The following is a 17,584-nucleotide window of genomic DNA, read 5'->3' on the forward strand; positions in this document are numbered from 1 at the left end:
AAAGGAGGAGCAGCGTATGATTACAATTGAAAATCAACAATTACAGGCAACCTTTAGCACACTAGGAGCAGAATTAATTAGCCTTAAGGGGAAAAAGACAAATATTGAATACATTTGGAATGGCAATCCTGAATTTTGGAATCGCCATGCGCCTGTGCTCTTTCCTTTTGTGGGGCGTCTAAAGGACAACCAGTATCATTTTGACGGCAAAACGTATCAGATGGGTCAACACGGTTTTGCCCGGGATATGGAATTTACTATTACACAGCAAGGTCCAACTGATATTACGTTCACTTTAGTTAGCGATGAAAAGACAAAGGCCAATTATCCCTTCGATTTTCAGTTGAACATTCGTTATTCAGTTGGTGGTGATGGGCTGATGGTGGTATACGAGGTAGTTAACACGGGTACTGACGAGATGTATTTTTCAATTGGCGGACATCCGGCATTTAAAGTACCTTTAGAAGCTGGATTAAATTTTGAAGATTATTTTTTGGATTTTTCGCCAAAAAAATCCCGCACTAAGTTACCGTTAGCAGGACCCTATATCGATTTAGATCAAAGAACTTTAGCTCAAACCAATACTGCAATTAGTCTCAGCCATGCGCTTTTCAAAGAAGATGCTTTAGTGTTTGAAACAAGAGGCTTAAACAGTTATACCATTGCCAGCGAAAAATCGGAACACAGCGTCACCTTGAGCTATTCGGATATGAATTTTGTCGGTATTTGGTCACCTTATCCCAAAGAAGCGCCTTTTGTTTGCATTGAACCTTGGTGCGGCGTGGCAGATATCTTGGAAACAACTGGCGAATTGAGCGAAAAATTTGGCATAAAACACTTGGCTTCTCAAGGGAAATTTACTACCAAATATGCGATTACGGTAAAATAAAAAACGTTTGAGTGCTCAAACGTTTTTCTTGCTACTATTTAAGCCAAAGGGAATCCGACTTTCAGTACCATTTTTTATGCGTTGAATATTTTCCTTGTGACGATAAAAAATGAAGGCGGAGACCCCGATGGCGATAACGTGCAATAACCAATCCTGCTGTGCCAAAATCCATGGAGCAATGTAGGGAATCACAAAAGTTGAAATAGTAATCAAAACAGCGGCAATCATGCTGGATAAACTGACCATACTGGTGATCGCTAAACAGATGATAAAAATGCAACAGCTGTAAATGAAAAATGGCGGCGAATAAGCTAGTAACATACCAGCACTTGTTGCAACGGCTTTGCCCCCTTTAAATTTGGCGAAAATTGGAAAGGTGTGGCCTAAGATGGCGCAGACACCGAACCAAAGGGGATTGACATTTGTCAAATGGAAAACCAACGGCAGGCTAGTGGCTAGTGTGCCTTTTAGAATATCCATAAATAAAACGATGGTGCCGGCGGTTTTACCCAGCACACGAAAGGTATTGGTAGTTCCGCTATTGCCACTGCCGAATTGACGGATATCCTTATGAAAAAAGATTTTTCCAATCCAAACACCTGAGGGAATTGAGCCTAATAAATAGGCAATAAGTAGAAAAAATAGTATATTCATTTTTGACCTTCTTCTTCAGAATTTCTTTGTAAAGTTTAACATGTTTGTCAGGTAAGCTCAATAATAAACGGAGGGATTATCATGAGTTTTAACAATCCAAGTCAAGAGGTAATTTTTGATTATTTAACGAAAGCTAAAAAAATTGCCATCGTCGGCCTAAGTAATAAAGAGGACCGCACCAGCTATCGGATTGGAGAGCTTTTACAAGAGCAGGGCTATCAAATTTTCCCTGTTAATCCGGTTTTAGCTGGGCAAACTATTTTAGGAGAACCGGTAGCAGCAAGTCTTTTAGACCTTGAAGAGCAAATGGATATTGTTGATATTTTCCGCCGCAGTGAATTTTTACCAGAGGTCGCTGCTGAATTTGCTAAACGAAATGATGGTGTTTTTTGGGCTCAGCTTGGCTTAGAAAACGATGAGGCAGCCGAAATTTTACAAGCTGCTGGTAAAAAAGACGTCGTGATGAATCGCTGCATTAAAATTGAGCTTGCCAAAATGGATATCCGTTAATTTTTGAAAAAAAACAGCCAAATACCTGAACTATTTTTGACGAAACCTTCAAGAGGATGTATGGTAACAAAGCATCCGTTCTTTCCGCTGATCTGCTGTCTGCTTCGTTTTATGACAGTGATAGTCAGTATCAGAACAATTGAAGACGGTTAAAAGTAGTCGGGTATTTTATTTTTGGCAAACTATATGACATAATAAATTGTTTGACTCGAGTCAAGAAATTCTAGGAGATTAATTTTTTTAAAAAAGTTTCTTAAAAATTTTTATCCACATTTCATAATAGTTTATGATAAGATAGTTGCAGTATTTTTGAAATAAGTTAAAAGTAGTGAGTATGAAGGGGTTTTTTAGATGCCTAAAGCAAAAAGTAATGAATACAATGACGCCTCGATTCAGGTATTGGAGGGTCTTGAGGCAGTCCGCAAACGGCCAGGAATGTATATTGGTTCCACCGATAGCCGCGGTTTGCACCATCTAGTTTATGAAATCGTCGATAATGCTGTCGATGAAGCACTCTCTGGCTTCGGGAATGAAATCGATGTAACGATTCATCCGGATAATAGTATCAGCGTAGCGGACTATGGTCGGGGAATGCCTGTCGGGATGCACGCTTCTGGTAAGCCCACCGTCCAAGTTATTTTTACCGTCTTGCATGCCGGTGGGAAATTCGGTCAGGGCGGCTATAAAACTTCCGGTGGTCTGCATGGTGTTGGGGCCAGCGTGGTGAACGCTCTTTCTAGCTGGCTAGATGTCATCATTGTGCGGGATGGTGTCGAATATGAAATGAAATTTAAAAACGGCGGTCAGCCGGTGGGAACCCTGAAAAAAATCGGTAAAACTAAAAAGAAAAATGGCACACTAGTTCATTTTCTACCGGATGATACGATTTTTTCAGCGACTAAATTTTCTTACGAAACACTGTCTGAGCGTTTGAGAGAATCAGCTTTTCTTTTACGAGGCGTCAAAATTACGTTGACAGACTTAAGAGGAGAGGAAGCCGTTGAAGAAGTTTTCTTTTTTGAAGAAGGTATCAAAGAATTTGTTGATTATTTAAACGAAGAAAAAGATACGTTGACTCCGGTTGTTTATTTCTCCGGTGAAAAAGAAGGCATCGAAGTCGAATTAGCTTATCAATACAACGATGGCTACTCTGAAAATGTTTTGTCCTTTGTCAATAACGTTCGGACTAAAGATGGCGGAACCCACGAAGTCGGCATGAAGACTTCCATGACCAAAGCTTATAATGAATATGCCCGCAAGGTCGGTCTGTTAAAAGAAAAAGACAAAAATCTTGAAGGCAGCGATTTTCGTGAAGGCTTAGCGGCGGTGCTCTCGATTCGCGTGCCAGAAAACCTATTGCAGTTTGAAGGACAAACAAAAGAGAAGCTTGGGACACCAGCAGCTAGAAATGTCGTCGACAATGTCGTCGGCGAACAGATGGGCTTTTACCTGCAGGAAAATAGCGAAATGAGTCAGATGCTGATTCGTAAGGCGATTAAAGCCAGAGAAGCTCGAGAAGCTGCCCGCAAAGCCAGAGAAGAAAGCCGTAACGGAAAAAAACGTAAAAAAGGTGAATCCCTTTTATCTGGTAAGCTGACGCCAGCCCAATCGAGAAATGCGAAACGCAATGAACTGTATTTAGTCGAAGGCGATTCGGCCGGAGGCTCTGCTAAGCAAGGCCGTGATCGGAAGTTTCAAGCAATTTTGCCTTTACGAGGTAAGGTTATCAACACTGAAAAAGCCAAGATGCAGGATATTTTGAAAAACGAAGAAATCAATACGATGATTTATACGATTGGCGCGGGAGTTGGTCCGGAATTTTCAATTGAGGACTGTAATTACGATAAAGTTATTATCATGACCGATGCCGATACCGATGGTGCTCATATTCAAGTCTTGTTGCTAACCTTCTTTTATCGCTACATGAAGCCTTTAATTGAAGCAGGCAAAGTGTATATCGCTTTGCCGCCTTTATACAAAGTATCTAAAGGCGCCGGCAAAAAGCAAGTTGTCGAATATGCTTGGACGGATGAAGAATTGCAAGATGTCACTAAAAAAGTGGGCAAAGGCTACATGCTGCAGCGTTACAAAGGTCTTGGGGAAATGAATGCCGATCAGCTGTGGGAAACGACGATGAATCCAGATACGAGAACCTTGATTCGGGTTCGAATTGATGACGGTGCGTTGGCAGAACGCCGAGTCACCACCTTGATGGGTGATAAAGTTGAACCCCGTCGGAAATGGATTGAAAGCCATGTCCAATTTACCTTGGAGGAAGATGGCAGTATCTTAGATCGTCAAGAAGAAGGTGCCGTTGCAATGGCAGCTGTGGAGACATCTGACTCAGTAGAAAATGAAATTTCTGAAGTTGAGAACATTAGTTTATTTGAAGACGAGTAATATCTGTCTTTAAGAAAAGCGCTATGAGAAAGGAACAAACTTGTGGAAAAACGACAAGAGATTCAAGAACTAACCCTTGAAAACGTCATGGGAGATCGTTTTGGTCGCTATTCAAAATATATTATCCAAGAACGGGCTTTGCCAGATATTCGTGATGGTCTAAAGCCGGTTCAGCGGCGAATTTTATTTTCAATGGACAAAGACGGCAACACCTTTGATAAGGGCTTTAGAAAATCGGCAAAATCCGTCGGGAATATCATGGGGAATTATCATCCCCATGGTGACAGCAGTATCTATGAGGCAATGGTGCGGATGAGCCAAGATTGGAAGCTGCGGGAAGTTTTAATTGAAATGCACGGCAATAACGGTAGCATGGACGGTGATCCGCCGGCTGCGATGCGTTATACAGAAGCCCGCCTTTCTGAATTGAGCGGTGAATTGTTGCGGGATATTGAAAAAGAGACCGTTGACTTTGTCTGGAATTTCGATGATACCGAAAAAGAACCAACTGTTTTGCCGGCAAAATTCCCCAATTTATTAGTCAACGGTTCCACTGGGATTTCCGCAGGTTACGCCACAGAAATTCCGACCCATAATTTAGGCGAGGTCATTGATGGTACAATTCATTTAGTCGATCATCCAAATGCAACGTTGGAAAAATTAATGACCTTTATTCCTGGACCGGATTTTCCGACTGGCGGCATTTTGCAGGGGAAAGAAGAAATTCGCAAAGCCTATGAAACCGGCCGGGGAAAAGTAATTTTGCGGTCCTTAACACGGATTGAAGATATTAAAGGCGGCAAACAGCAAATTGTTATCAATGAAATTCCTTATGAAGTCAATAAAGCCAATCTTGTCAAAAAGATGGATGAGATTCGTTTGACTAAACGAATTGACGGAATTGCTGAAGTGCGGGATGAAAGTGACCGGACTGGCCTGCAGATTGTGGTGGAATTAAAAAAAGATGTCAATGCTCAAGGGGTTTTAAATTATTTATTTAAAAATACTGAGCTGCAGATTAATTATAATTTCAACATGGTCGCTATTGATAATATGACACCCCATCAAGTTGGTTTGAAACGTATTTTGGAAAGCTATATCACCCATCGTAAAGGAGTGATTATTAAACGCAGTCAATATGAATTAAACAAAGCGGAAAAACGCGCTCATATTGTCGACGGTTTAATTAAGGCCTTGTCCATTCTTGATGAAGTGATTGCGGTGATCCGTGGTAGTAAAGATAAAAAAGATTCTAAAAATAATTTAGTTGCCCGCTTTGATTTTACAGAAGAGCAGGCAGAAGCGATTGTGACTTTGCAGCTGTATCGTTTGACCAATACAGATATCACACAGATGCAACAGGAACAGCAAGATTTACAAGCAACAATTGCTGAGCTGAAAAAAATTATTGAAGATGAAGGCGAACTGTTAAAAGTTCTCAAGTCAGAGTTAAGAGACGTTAAGAAAAAATACGCCAACAAACGCCTGACAAAAATTGAAGATGAAATCCAAGAAATTACAATTGATACGAAGGTCTTGATTGCCCAAGAAGATGTTGCGGTCACGGTCACCAGAGAAGGGTACATCAAACGCAGTAGCCTACGGTCCTATAGTGCTTCTAAGCCGGAAGAAATCGGTATGAAGGATGGCGACCATATTTTATATAGCGGTCAGCTGAATACGTTAGATCATTTACTCTTGGTTACTAATAAGGCCAATGTAATTTATCGGCCGGTGCATGAACTGCCGGATTTAAAATGGAAAGACCTAGGCGAGCATATTTCTCAAACGATTCTCAATTTAGCAATTGATGAAGCCATTATTGGTGTCTTTCCTTACAGTGACATTTCTGAGACGAAAAATTTCGTCTTTATCAGTAAAAATGGTTTGATTAAACAAACGGCCATGAAGGAATTTGAACCATGGCGGACTTATAAGAGTCGGCCTGCCAGCTGTATGAAATTTAAAACCGATGACGATGCACTGGTTGCCAGCTACTTGACTGATGCTGTTGCGGATTTAGATGTTTTCTTAGTTAGTTACCGTGGCTTTGGTCTGCGCTATCCACTGAAGGAAGTTCCAGTGGTGGGAGCGAAGGCAGCTGGTGTTAAATCAATGAACTTGAAGGACGGCGACTACGTTGTCAATGGCCTTTTAGTTTACAGCGAAGGGGACAACCCGATCATCATGGTGACACAGCGGGGAGCAGTTAAACGGATGCTGGCACAAGAGCTGACTCAGCTAGGTCGGGCTAAGCGAGGACTAATGGTGCTGCGGGAATTGAAAAATAATCCTCATCGGGTCTTTTATATGGGAGCGTCAAACGGTGATTCTTTAATTCTACTGGGAAATAATGGTGAACAAAAAGAATTAATTCCGGCTGATATCCCAATTAATGATCGAACTTCAAATGGTTCTTTTGCCATGGATGAAAAACAAACGGGCGGTATCGCTGAAGTCTACATTAAAAAGTCACCCAAAATTCTTGAAAACGACTAACACTGTTACAGATTCTGTAACAGATGCTCTTTCTGTTTTAGTACAGAAAGGGTCTTTTTTTGCTCCTGTTTATTCTGATTTTTAATAAATATTAAGTTTTATTAAAACGTTCACAAGAGTGTAAATGGCTTTAAATCAAAGTTTATGTCAATTTAAAAAACAAATATTTCTGAGATGTTAAAAAATCTACAAGCAAAGGCTTGCAAAATGATTCGAACGTGTTATACTATCGTTGTAAAGCTGTTATGGTTTTAAAAGACATTGAGGGGGTCTTCACAAATGGCAACAACAACTAATATCGATACTAAAAAAGCAGAACAATGGCAAGGATTTAAAGGCGGCGAATGGGAACATTCAGTTAACACTCGTGACTTTATCCAAAAGAACTATACTGAATATCGCGGTGACGATAGCTTCTTAGAACCAATCGCACCAAGCACTGATAAATTATGGACTAAATTGCAAGAGCTGTTTGAAGTTCAACACGAACAAAACGGTGTGTATGACATGGATACAACTAATCCTGCAACAATTACTTCTCATGGTCCTGGCTACCTAATCAAAGAAGAAGAAAAAATTGTTGGCTTGCAAACTGATGTACCTTTGAAACAAGCATTCATGCCTTTTGGCGGCATCAACATGGCTAACAACTCATTAAAATCTAATGGTTACGAAGTTGATGAAGAGATGACTCACATCTTCACAGACTACCGTAAAACACATAACCAAGGTGTGTTTGATGTTTACACAGCTGATATGAGAGCTGCTCGTAAAAATAAAATTATCACTGGTTTACCAGATGCTTATGGCCGCGGCCGGATCATCGGCGACTATCGTCGGATTGCTTTATACGGAATTGATTACTTAATGGCTGAAAAGAAAAAAGACCATGACAATACTGGTAATAAAGTAATGACCGATGACGTGATTCGTCTTCGTGAAGAAATCATGGAGCAATACCGTGCCTTAAACGACTTGAAGAAAATGGCTGCTTCTTACGGCTTTGATATTTCTCGCCCAGCAGCAAACGCTCAAGAAGCTATCCAATGGTTATACTTCGGTTACCTTGGCGCTATCAAATCTCAAAATGGTGCAGCAATGTCAATTGGACGGATTTCTGCTTTCTTAGATATCTACATCCAACGTGACTTAGACAATGGTGCGATTACTGAATTTGAAGCACAAGAATTAATCGACCATTTAATCATGAAATTAAGAATGGTTAAATTTGCTCGGACGCCTGAATACAACCAATTATTCTCTGGTTACCCAATCTGGGCTACTTTATCAATCGCTGGTATGGGTCTTGACGGCCGTTCATTAGTTACTAAAAATGACTTCCGGATCTTACACACATTGACAAACATGGGACCTTCTCCAGAACCAAACTTGACTGTTTTGTATTCTTCTCATTTACCAGAAGGCTTCAGAACTTACTCTGCTAAAATTGCGAAAGAAAGTTCATCTATCCAATTTGAAAATGATGACTTATTACGCACTCACTGGGGTTCTGATGACACTGCCATCGCTTGTTGTGTATCTGCAACAGTTATGGGTAAAGACATGCAATTCTTTGGCGCTCGTGCGAACTTAGCAAAAGCTGTTTTATATGCAATTAACGGCGGCGTGGATGAAAAAACTAAAGCACAAGTTGCTCCTAAATATCGTCCAATGACTGGTGATACAATTGATTTCGAAGCTTTCATGGATCGTTACAAAGATATCTTAGACTGGTTAGCTGAACTTTATGTGAATACTTTAAATGTGATTCATTACATGCATGACAAATATGCTTATGAAGCTCCACAATTAGCATTGATGGACAGCGATTTGAAACGTACTTTTGCAACAGGAATTGCTGGTATCTCTCACGCAACTGATTCAATCATGGCAATCAAACACGGCAATGTTCAAGTTGTTCGTGATGAAGACGGCATGGCAATTGATTACATCCCGCAAAACGAGTTCCCAACTTACGGAAACGATAACGAAGAAGCGGATGCAATGGCAAACTGGATCGTGAAATACTTCATGGACCAAATCAACCGTCAACACACTTACCGTAACTCAATGCCAACATTGTCATTGTTAACCATCACTTCAAACGTGGTCTACGGAAAAGCAACTGGTAACACTCCTGATGGACGTCGTGCTGGCAAACCATTAGCACCAGGTGCCAACCCAAGTTATCAAGACGGCAAATTCTTAGGTGAAAAGAACGGCTTATTGGCTTCATTGAATTCAACAGCTCGTTTAGAATATACTAACGCTCAAGATGGTATTTCAAATACTCAAACAATCAATCCAAACGGCTTAGGTAAAGACGAAGAAACTCGCATCAACAACCTACGCAATGTAATGGACGGCTACTTTGACAAAGGTGGCTACCACTTGAACGTGAACGTATTTACGAACGAATTGTTATTGGATGCGCAAGCTCACCCTGAAAAATACCCTAACTTAACTATCCGGGTATCAGGTTATGCTGTTAAATTCCGTGACTTAACTCCTGAACAACAAGCTGACGTGATTGCTAGAACTTCCCACGACAGACTTTAAGATTTATTAGTCTAAATAGTGCTGCCTCTTCAGTTGAATAGCTTTCGCTGAAGAGGCAGTTTTTTTGATTGCAGGTTTCATTCGTGTTATCCTTCAATTATTGTTACATAAAGAAAAAAATGACGACTTTCTTCAGAAGCAATTCTGATTGATTATAGATGGGATGCGATGAGATATGACTGAAAAAATAGTAGGCCGAATTCATTCAACGGAAAACTTTGGGACCGTCGATGGGCCTGGCGTCCGCTTTATTGTGTTCGCTCAAGGCTGTAAGATGCGCTGCGAATTTTGCCACAATCCGGATACTTGGAAAATTGGTGAAGGCGGCCGTGAGGTGACAGCCGATGAAGTATTATCTGAGGCCTTAAAATATCGTTCCTATTGGGGTGCTAAAGGGGGCATCACTGTCAGCGGCGGAGAACCTTTATTGCAGCTGGACTTTTTAATCGACCTGTTTAAAAAAGCTAAAGCAGAAGGCATCCATACAACGATTGACACCTGTGGCAAACCCTTTACACGAGACGAGCCTTTTATCGGCAAGTTCAATGAGCTGATGAACTACACAGATTTATTATTGTTTGATATTAAACATATCGACAATGAAGGTCACAAACGTTTGACTCGCCAAAGCAACGACAATATTTTAGACATGGCAAACTATTTATCTGAAATTGATAAACCAGTTTGGATTCGCCACGTATTAGTACCAACGAGAACCGACTACGACGAATTTTTAATTCGTCTGGACACTTTTATCAAAACCTTGAATAATGTGGACAAGGTAGAAGTGTTGCCTTATCACACGATGGGCAAATATAAATGGGACGAATTAGAGTTGAAATATCCTTTGGAGGGAATTGAACCACCAACGGATGACCGGGTAACGAATGCCCGCGAACTTTTACACGTTACTGACTATACCAAGTATCAATCTCGTTAAACATGTAAAGACTAGCTTCTGATATCGAATGAAGTTTTGAAGGCAGTAAAAACTAGCTTTCTGACGTCATTCCATGATTGTCGCTAGTCTTTTTTTTTGTTATGATAATGAAGGATTAATTTAAAAAAATTTAGCTATTTTATGAAAATCAAAGGAGCGTTTTCCATGTCAAAAATTTTAGTTTTCGGTCACCAAAACCCAGATACAGATGCGATTGGCGCTGCAATTGCCTTCAGCAGCCTACAAAATGCTTTGGGTAAAGATACTGAAGCAGTCGCTTTAGATACACCAAACGAAGAAACTCAATTTGCTTTGGATTACTTTAATGTGCCAGCCCCCCGAGTTGTGACGACAGTTGCCAATGAAACTGAGAATGTTATGCTAGTCGACCATAATGAATTCCAACAAAGCGTTACCGATATAGCCGAAGTTGAAATTCTTTCAGTTGTTGACCATCACCGGATTGCTAATTTTGAAACAGCTAATCCTTTGTACTATCGGGCAGAACCAGTTGGCTGCACAAGTACAATTGTCTATAAAATGTTTAAAGAAAACAATGCCGTTGTCACAAAAGAAGTGGCTGGCATGATGCTCTCAGCGATTGTTTCAGATACTTTATTATTTAAATCACCAACCTGTACTGATGAAGATGTGACAGCTGCCAAAGAATTAGCTGAGATTGCCGATGTTGATTTAGACACGTACGGCTTAGCGATGTTAAAGGCTGGCACTAATTTGGCGGATAAGTCAGCTGAAACACTATTGGATTTAGATGCCAAGAGTTTTCCAATGGGGGACCAGACTATCCGCATTGCCCAAGTGAATACTGTCGACTTACAAGAGATGATTAACCGTCAAGGTGAGTTAGAAGCGGCGATGGCAGCTGAAATTGCTAAAAACAGCTATGATTTGTTTATCTTAATCATCACCAACATATTAGATAGTGACTCTGAAATTTTAGTGATTGGCGATTACTTAGATAAGGTCGAACAAGCCTTTAACATCAAATTAGTCGACAATCGGGCCTTTTTAAAGGGTGTTGTTTCCCGTAAGAAACAAATCGTGCCACAATTAACTGAACAATTTAATTAAGGAAATTTGGACTGTGCGACAGCTGTAATCTTTTAATGTTTCTCCCTTAAGGTGATGACTTTTTTTGTTGAAAATGTTCAACTGCCAAGTACTTACAAAACTTGTGCAGTAGCTCTGTTTTACACTTAAAGTTGTGGAGAAATGTTTGAAGATAAGCAGCTGGGCACAGTTTTTTTGAGGTGATGAGATGGAAATTCAGATTCAAACGCAAAATAAAGAGCTGCAAAAATTAGCAGCGGATCCATTATTAACACAGCTCTTTGATTACCTTTGGGAGAATCGAGCAAAGGAGATTATTTTAAGACAACTAAAGCAGCAGTTTTCTGAAGGACGCTTTGAAAAAATGCTGGAGGCATCAGTGAAGGCCGGTTGGATTGAAAGAAAAGACCGGCGTTATCGTTTATTAGTTCCGGTTGTCAAAACAGCTGAAAAATTAGACGAAACATCAGAGCTATTATCCGTCATTGAAGCATTAAAAAAAATATCTCTTGAAGAGCAGTCAGCCTTTCTCTATTATTTCTATCAAGAGCAGCTGACTGAGGATTATTTGTTTTTAACCGAGACAAAACAAAACTTTTTTGAATTGAGACAGGCGGGCAACGATAGCGGACTGCTTTTTTTTCATCTGATTCAGCGTGCTAATTATGAGTCTGAATTGGTGGATTATTTCAGTTTCAGCGGTAGTGGCCAAGCTGTTCCGAAGGTTTTAGAACCTTTTGAAACGCTCCTTGGGGATGTAAATCCAGAATATTTTTTCAATCAAGTCGAGCACATCTTTGAAAAAGTTGCGAAGGGAAAGGGGACTAAACTGCGTCCTAGTGTATTTTTACAGGCAGCGAGCTTAAGCGAGTGGATAACGACAGATTTCAGCGCCATCAAACTTGTCAAGTTACCTGAGATAGACCAGCAACTTCGTAAAATTTTGAACAAAGTCTTAACTTTTCCATCATCTTCTCAGAAAAATTATGAGAAGCTCCTTCTGTTAGATTTTTTCATGGAGAAATTAGCATTTAAATCATTAAAATTTTATCGAGATTAAGCAAAGAAAACCCTTCGAAATAGTTTTATTAAAAAATAATGATAGAGTACAGGATGGTTTGTGAAAATTTCAAAAAGTATCTTTTTTTCACTTGTCATAATATGGGGATAGCTTATAAATAGAAAGTTTTTATAAGTGAATTCACGAGTGGTCAAATTTCATTTTCACAAAAAATCTTATTTGAAGATTGTGACACAAAGTGCTAATCTGGTCTTTGTAAAATAACAATATTTATTTGAGGGGAACTGATTTATATGAAAAAACAGCTTGGTTTAGGTATAGCAACATTGGCAACACTAGTTTTATTAGGGGCTTGCGGCAGTGATAATTCAACAGCTTCCAGCAGTTCTAGTTCTATGGAATCTTCTTCAATGGCAACAAGCACAACAGAAAGCTCGACTAATGCAACTACAGAAGCTTGGCAGGACGGCGAATACACTGCTGAAGCAAGTGACTATAGCAATGGCTACAAAGAATATGTCACGGTGACAATTGCTGACGGTAAAATTACAATGGTCGATTTTGACGCGAAGGACGAAAGCGGCAATTTGAAAACTGCCGATGAATCATACAAAGAAAAAATGGAAGCATCTAATGGGACTTATCCTGAAGAATATATGAAAACTTTAGAAGATGAATTGGTTAAAACACAATCGACAACAAGTATTGATGCAGTAACTGGTGCCACCCATTCTTCTGGAGACTTTAAAGTCTTAGCTGACGCCGCTTTAGAAAATGCGGCAAAAGGTGACACTGAAACAGCTGTCGTTACATTAGCTGCAGAATAAAAATAGATTTATCCGAATTTTGCACGGGCAAATTTAACTGCGTTCATAACTCAAAAAAATAAGCTTTCTTTTTAAGCTGGCTACTTGAAAAAGTAACTACTAGAAAAGAAAAATACCTAAAGAATGAATAGATTTTATTGCAACACTATATTGATAAAAAAGACTAGCTGAAGAAGCTACCTCAAAAGTCAGAGCAAATTTCTAACTTTTTAAGGTCACTTCAAGCTAGTCTTTTTTGTTTTTTCCTTTTGAAAAAAATGAAATTTAAAAAATTATGAAGCCCTTATCTGAAAGGATTAGCTGTAGAATAATCGCAATTGTTATGTTAAAATTAAAAGGACATAAGAAAAAATGGTGGTTATAACTATGGAAGAAAAAATCGAAGTCAAACGCAGACACGCTAGATTCCCCGCTTACGACGATGAGACTGGGGTAAAAATATATCGAGAAAAACGTGATATTTTTGGTGGAGGAGAGTCGCTGATTACAGCTCCCCCTCATGAAAATCGCCGCTATGAAAATCAAGTCAGAGCTGATGTAGTTCCGCCGTTGCGCACCGAGTCGGCTGTTCGTTTTGATGAACCGGTTAGATCCAGTGAAGAACGGACGTATCGCCGGCACAATAAAGGAATTAGTGAGCGGGCTGGACTGTCCATTGAACAGCAAAAGGAAATTGAAAAGCACCGGGCAAACTTGCCAGACTATTCAAAACCCCAGTACCCCGAAAAAACTCGCACTGGTAAAACCAATATTTTTGGTAATCGGGGACCTGGTCGGGCGAGCTATGTAGTCCGCAGAGCCCATAGCGATCCTTATGATGCCTCAGTTCAAATGCACAAGGATTATAATTTTAAATCAAGTGAGCCAACTTTTGAGCCGACCTATGTGCCAGCTTCTGTTATTACTGATAAAGTCGAAAATGAATTTACGAATGATGAACTACTGAAGGCCATGAAGAAAGATAGCCAATCGTTTTTAGTTTTTGATAATGAACCAGCTGCTTATCAAGTCAAAGATACAGAAGAAGAGCCAACTGTGCGACGTTTTGGCAACAGCGAAGAACCCACCGCTATGACCCGCAGCGAATACAAAAAAATTGGCAAAAAGCGCAATAATAGTGAAAAAAATAAAGGAAAGTCAATCTTGGAACGTTCTTTAAGTGGCTTGATTGAAGACGATACAAAGGAAGCCGATCATCACAGCTATTTTCCGGAAGACTAATGGTGAAAGAATTTTTCTGCTGATATGCGTACTCTTTTGTTAAAAGGCAGTGAATTTGAGCAACAATTTAAATTGAAGTACATGAAAAAAACTTTCTCAATCATTGGGAAAGTTTTTTTGTTGTGGCTATTTTCTAAAATTCTTAATCTGCTAACTGGGTGTTAAAAAAATCCAGTAGTCTGTGTAAAATCTACTGGTCATCTTTATTTTTTAAGTAGAGAGCATAAAGGTTGTGGGCCCATTCCATTGCAATGCTGATAATCACACCTAACATAAGTCCTAAGGGAAAATTACTGGTGGCTAGAGCAATCAGCAAACCAGTCAGCATTCCTAATAAACTATAAAAGCCATCTTGTTTATCTTCTTGAGGTTCTTCGGGTTGCTCCTTCATTTTCTAACCCTCCTAATAAAAGAAAAAAGCTGCTGACAATTGCCAACAACTTTACAAATGCAGAAGACGGGATTTGAACCCGCACGAGCGTGTGCTCACTACCCCCTCAAGATAGCGTGTCTGCCGTTCCACCACTTCTGCGGATTTACTGGCAATCAATTAAAAATAATTTCATCACTTTTTATATAGTAAATTTTTGCAGCTCATCTGTCAAACTATTTTTGAAAAAAAGCACAAAAAGACTTGACATATGAATGGCGATTCATTTATTATATACATGAAGATAAATTCATGTAAAGGTTTTAAGGAGGTTAGTCAGATGGAAAAAACATATGAGTTGAAAAATTTAGACTGTGGTAATTGCGCTGCAAAAATTGAAACAGCGGTCAAAAAAATTGATGGCGTACAAGCAGCAACGGTTAATTTTGTGCAAACAAAGATGGCAATTACTTGTCCTGCCGAAGACTTTGCTAAGGTGGAAAAACAAGCGCAAACGATTATTCATGAGTTAGAACCAGATGTTGAGATGATTGATTTAAGTCAACAATCTGATGGGCACCAACATGATGACAGCCATTTGAAAAAAGATATCTGGCGGATAGCTCTTTCATTTGTTGCATTAATTATTTTAAGTCTCGCTAATTTAAATGATTTGCCAAGGTTGATTGGTTTCTTGCTCCTATATGGATTCATTGGTGGCGATGTTGTGTTGACGGCTGCCCGTAATATTATCAAGGGGCAAGTGTTCGATGAACATTTCTTAATGGCGGTTGCAACAATTGGCGCAATGCTAATTGGTGAATATCCAGAAGCCGTGGCGGTTATGCTTTTTTATCAAGTCGGCGAGTTATTTCAAAGTGTGGCGGTCGGAAAATCTCGTAAATCGATTAAAGGCTTGTTGGCAATTCGTCCTGATTATGCCAATCTTAGGACGGCGACTGGTGAACAAGAGGTCCCGCCGCAAGAGGTTGCAGTCGGTGCAGAAATTATTGTCAAACCAGGTGAAAGAGTTCCATTGGATGGAATTATTTCCAATGGAGAAACAATGGTGGATACCTCGGCTTTGACGGGAGAAGCCGTACCGCGGAAATTAGTAGTTGGCGATCAAATTCTGAGCGGTTTTGTGAATCAAACGGGCGTTATTCAGATCACAGTTGAAAAAAATGCTGCGGATTCAACGGTCAGCAGAATTTTAGATTTAGTTGAAAATGCCAGCAGCAAAAAAGCGCCAGCGGAAAATTTTATTACGAAATTTTCCCGCATTTACACACCCGTTGTAGTTATTTTGGCACTTTTGTTGGCTGTCGTACCACCGTTACTATTTCAACAAGCGTGGTCTGAATGGATTTATCGCGGATTGACCTTCTTGGTTATTTCTTGTCCCTGTGCATTAGTGGTCTCAGTACCATTGACGTTCTTTGGCGGAATTGGCGGGGCCAGCAAGGCAGGTGTCTTAGTCAAAGGCAGTAATTATTTAGAACTGCTTTCTCAAGTGGAAACAGTTGTTTTTGATAAAACAGGCACGTTAACCAAAGGTGTTTTTGAAGTCCAAGAGATTGCGACTAGTCTGCCTGAAAAAGATTTTCTAAGATTAGCAGCGAGTGTTGAGGCAAATTCCAGTCATCCAATCGCCCTTTCAATTTTAAAGGCTTATCAAGGCGAGCTATTACCAGTTGAAGATATTCAAGAAATTTCTGGAGCTGGCGTGTTGGCTACAATCAATCAAAAAAGAATCGCCGCAGGTAATCTGCGATTGATGGAAGAGTTAGGTATTTTAGTACCCAAAGTCACCACAGTCGGAACAATTATTTATCTCGCTGAAGATAACGACTATTTAGGTTATTTGATTATTGCCGATGAAGTAAAAGCGGATGCCCAAACAAGCATCCAACAATTACATCAAGCCGGCATCAAGCAAACAGTCATGCTGACCGGGGATAATCAAAAGGTCGGGACTGCGATTGCTGAAAAATTAGGCATCGATCAAGTATATGGGGATTTGTTACCTGAAGGAAAAGTTGAAAAATTAGAAGAACTGATGGCAGATAATCAAAAGATTGCTTTTGTCGGCGATGGCATGAATGATGCTCCGGTGCTAGCTCGTGCTGATTTAGGCATTGCGATGGGTGGCTTAGGTAGTGATGCAGCGATTGAAGCAGCTGATGTCGTGATTATGAATGACGCACCTTCACTAATACCAAAAGCGATTGCCATTTCTAAAAAAACATTGCGAATTGTCAAACAAAACATTATTTTTTCAATCGGTATCAAAGTGTTAGTCTTAGCTTTAGGAGCTGTTGGTTTTGCTTCAATGGGAGCAGCCGTCTTTGCTGATGTCGGCGTTACTCTAATAGCCGTTTTAAATGCCATGCGGGCGTTAAGAACAAAAGATTAGAAAATAACCTTCAGATAAACTTTTTTTCAATTTCTAAGCAGAAACCTTGCTCATAATTAAACGCTGGCTTATCAAGGATAAGTCGGCGTTTTTTATTTTTTATGGCTAAAAAGTGACGGAAAAATTAAAATTGAATGGTTACTTTACAAGATTAAGTCGAATGAAAATGAAGGGAAACTAAATTTATTGCCAGATAGTTATTGAGAA

General features: G+C 39.8%; 12 protein-coding genes, 1 tRNA gene and 1 pseudogene. 11 read left to right on the plus strand and 3 right to left on the minus strand.

All coding sequences use genetic code 11. The features are described from left to right. The first annotated feature begins 16 nt into the window (after window positions 1–16). Window positions 17–889, plus strand: coding sequence for an aldose 1-epimerase family protein (locus ORH16_RS05830; protein WP_265457068.1), 873 nt, complete (start codon window positions 17–19; stop codon window positions 887–889). Window positions 890–904: 15 nt separating this feature from the next. Here the strand turns inward: ORH16_RS05830 and plsY are convergent, their stop codons facing one another. Continuing rightward, entirely contained in the window at window positions 905–1,543 is a 639-nt protein-coding gene (gene plsY / locus ORH16_RS05835; protein ID WP_265457070.1) for a glycerol-3-phosphate 1-O-acyltransferase PlsY, read from the minus strand. Between the two features lie 81 nt (window positions 1,544–1,624). Between plsY and ORH16_RS05840 the strand changes: the two genes are divergently transcribed. The 9 genes and pseudogenes from ORH16_RS05840 to ORH16_RS05880 all read left to right on the plus strand — a co-directional run bounded on the left by ORH16_RS05840 (window position 1,625) and on the right by ORH16_RS05880 (window position 14,591). Continuing rightward, a complete protein-coding gene (locus tag ORH16_RS05840; protein ID WP_265457071.1) occupies window positions 1,625–2,053 on the plus strand; it encodes a CoA-binding protein in 429 nt (142 codons plus the stop codon). Window positions 2,054–2,404: 351 nt separating this feature from the next. Beyond that, window positions 2,405–4,453, plus strand: a complete 2,049-nt coding sequence (gene parE, locus ORH16_RS05845) for a DNA topoisomerase IV subunit B (protein WP_265457073.1) — start codon at window positions 2,405–2,407, stop codon at window positions 4,451–4,453. A gap of 42 nt (window positions 4,454–4,495) precedes the next feature. Next, a pseudogene (gene parC, locus ORH16_RS05850) lies at window positions 4,496–6,767 on the plus strand (DNA topoisomerase IV subunit A); the annotation flags it as partial. 464 nt (window positions 6,768–7,231) lie between these two features. Then, window positions 7,232–9,511 carry a formate C-acetyltransferase gene (gene pflB / locus ORH16_RS05855; RefSeq protein ID WP_265457077.1) on the plus strand — a complete coding sequence of 760 codons (2,280 nt, stop codon included), beginning with the start codon at window positions 7,232–7,234 and terminating at the stop codon, window positions 9,509–9,511. A gap of 175 nt (window positions 9,512–9,686) precedes the next feature. Next, window positions 9,687–10,451, plus strand: a complete 765-nt coding sequence (gene pflA, locus ORH16_RS05860; protein ID WP_265457079.1) for a pyruvate formate-lyase-activating protein — start codon at window positions 9,687–9,689, stop codon at window positions 10,449–10,451. A gap of 165 nt (window positions 10,452–10,616) precedes the next feature. Then, window positions 10,617–11,543, plus strand: a complete 927-nt coding sequence (locus ORH16_RS05865) for a manganese-dependent inorganic pyrophosphatase (protein ID WP_265457081.1) — start codon at window positions 10,617–10,619, stop codon at window positions 11,541–11,543. Window positions 11,544–11,730: 187 nt separating this feature from the next. Next, the gene (locus ORH16_RS05870; RefSeq protein WP_265457082.1) at window positions 11,731–12,582 is read left to right on the plus strand and encodes a DUF1803 domain-containing protein; all 852 of its coding nucleotides are present in this window, start codon (window positions 11,731–11,733) and stop codon (window positions 12,580–12,582) included. 254 nt (window positions 12,583–12,836) lie between these two features. Then, window positions 12,837–13,370 (plus strand): FMN-binding protein, encoded by a 534-nt coding sequence (locus ORH16_RS05875; RefSeq protein ID WP_265457084.1) that lies wholly within the window; start codon window positions 12,837–12,839, stop codon window positions 13,368–13,370. 366 nt (window positions 13,371–13,736) lie between these two features. Next, window positions 13,737–14,591 carry a hypothetical protein gene (locus ORH16_RS05880; RefSeq protein WP_265457085.1) on the plus strand — a complete coding sequence of 285 codons (855 nt, stop codon included), beginning with the start codon at window positions 13,737–13,739 and terminating at the stop codon, window positions 14,589–14,591. Between the two features lie 190 nt (window positions 14,592–14,781). Here ORH16_RS05880 and ORH16_RS05885 read toward each other — a convergent pair whose 3' ends face one another. Both ORH16_RS05885 and ORH16_RS05890 read right to left on the minus strand, forming a co-directional pair. Next, complete coding sequence (locus tag ORH16_RS05885; protein WP_265457087.1) at window positions 14,782–14,982, minus strand: hypothetical protein; 201 nt, start codon at window positions 14,980–14,982, stop codon at window positions 14,782–14,784. Between the two features lie 58 nt (window positions 14,983–15,040). Further along, a tRNA-Leu gene (locus ORH16_RS05890) sits at window positions 15,041–15,123 on the minus strand. A 178-nt stretch (window positions 15,124–15,301) separates the two neighbouring features. On the opposite strand from ORH16_RS05890, the gene ORH16_RS05895 reads away from it, so the two are divergent. Then, window positions 15,302–17,377 (plus strand): heavy metal translocating P-type ATPase, encoded by a 2,076-nt coding sequence (locus tag ORH16_RS05895; RefSeq protein ID WP_265457089.1) that lies wholly within the window; start codon window positions 15,302–15,304, stop codon window positions 17,375–17,377. Window positions 17,378–17,584: the final 207 nt, after the last annotated feature.

It is taken from the genome of Enterococcus sp. HY326, assembly GCF_026157065.1.
In the GTDB taxonomy this organism is placed as follows: Bacteria; Bacillota; Bacilli; order Lactobacillales; family Enterococcaceae; genus HY326.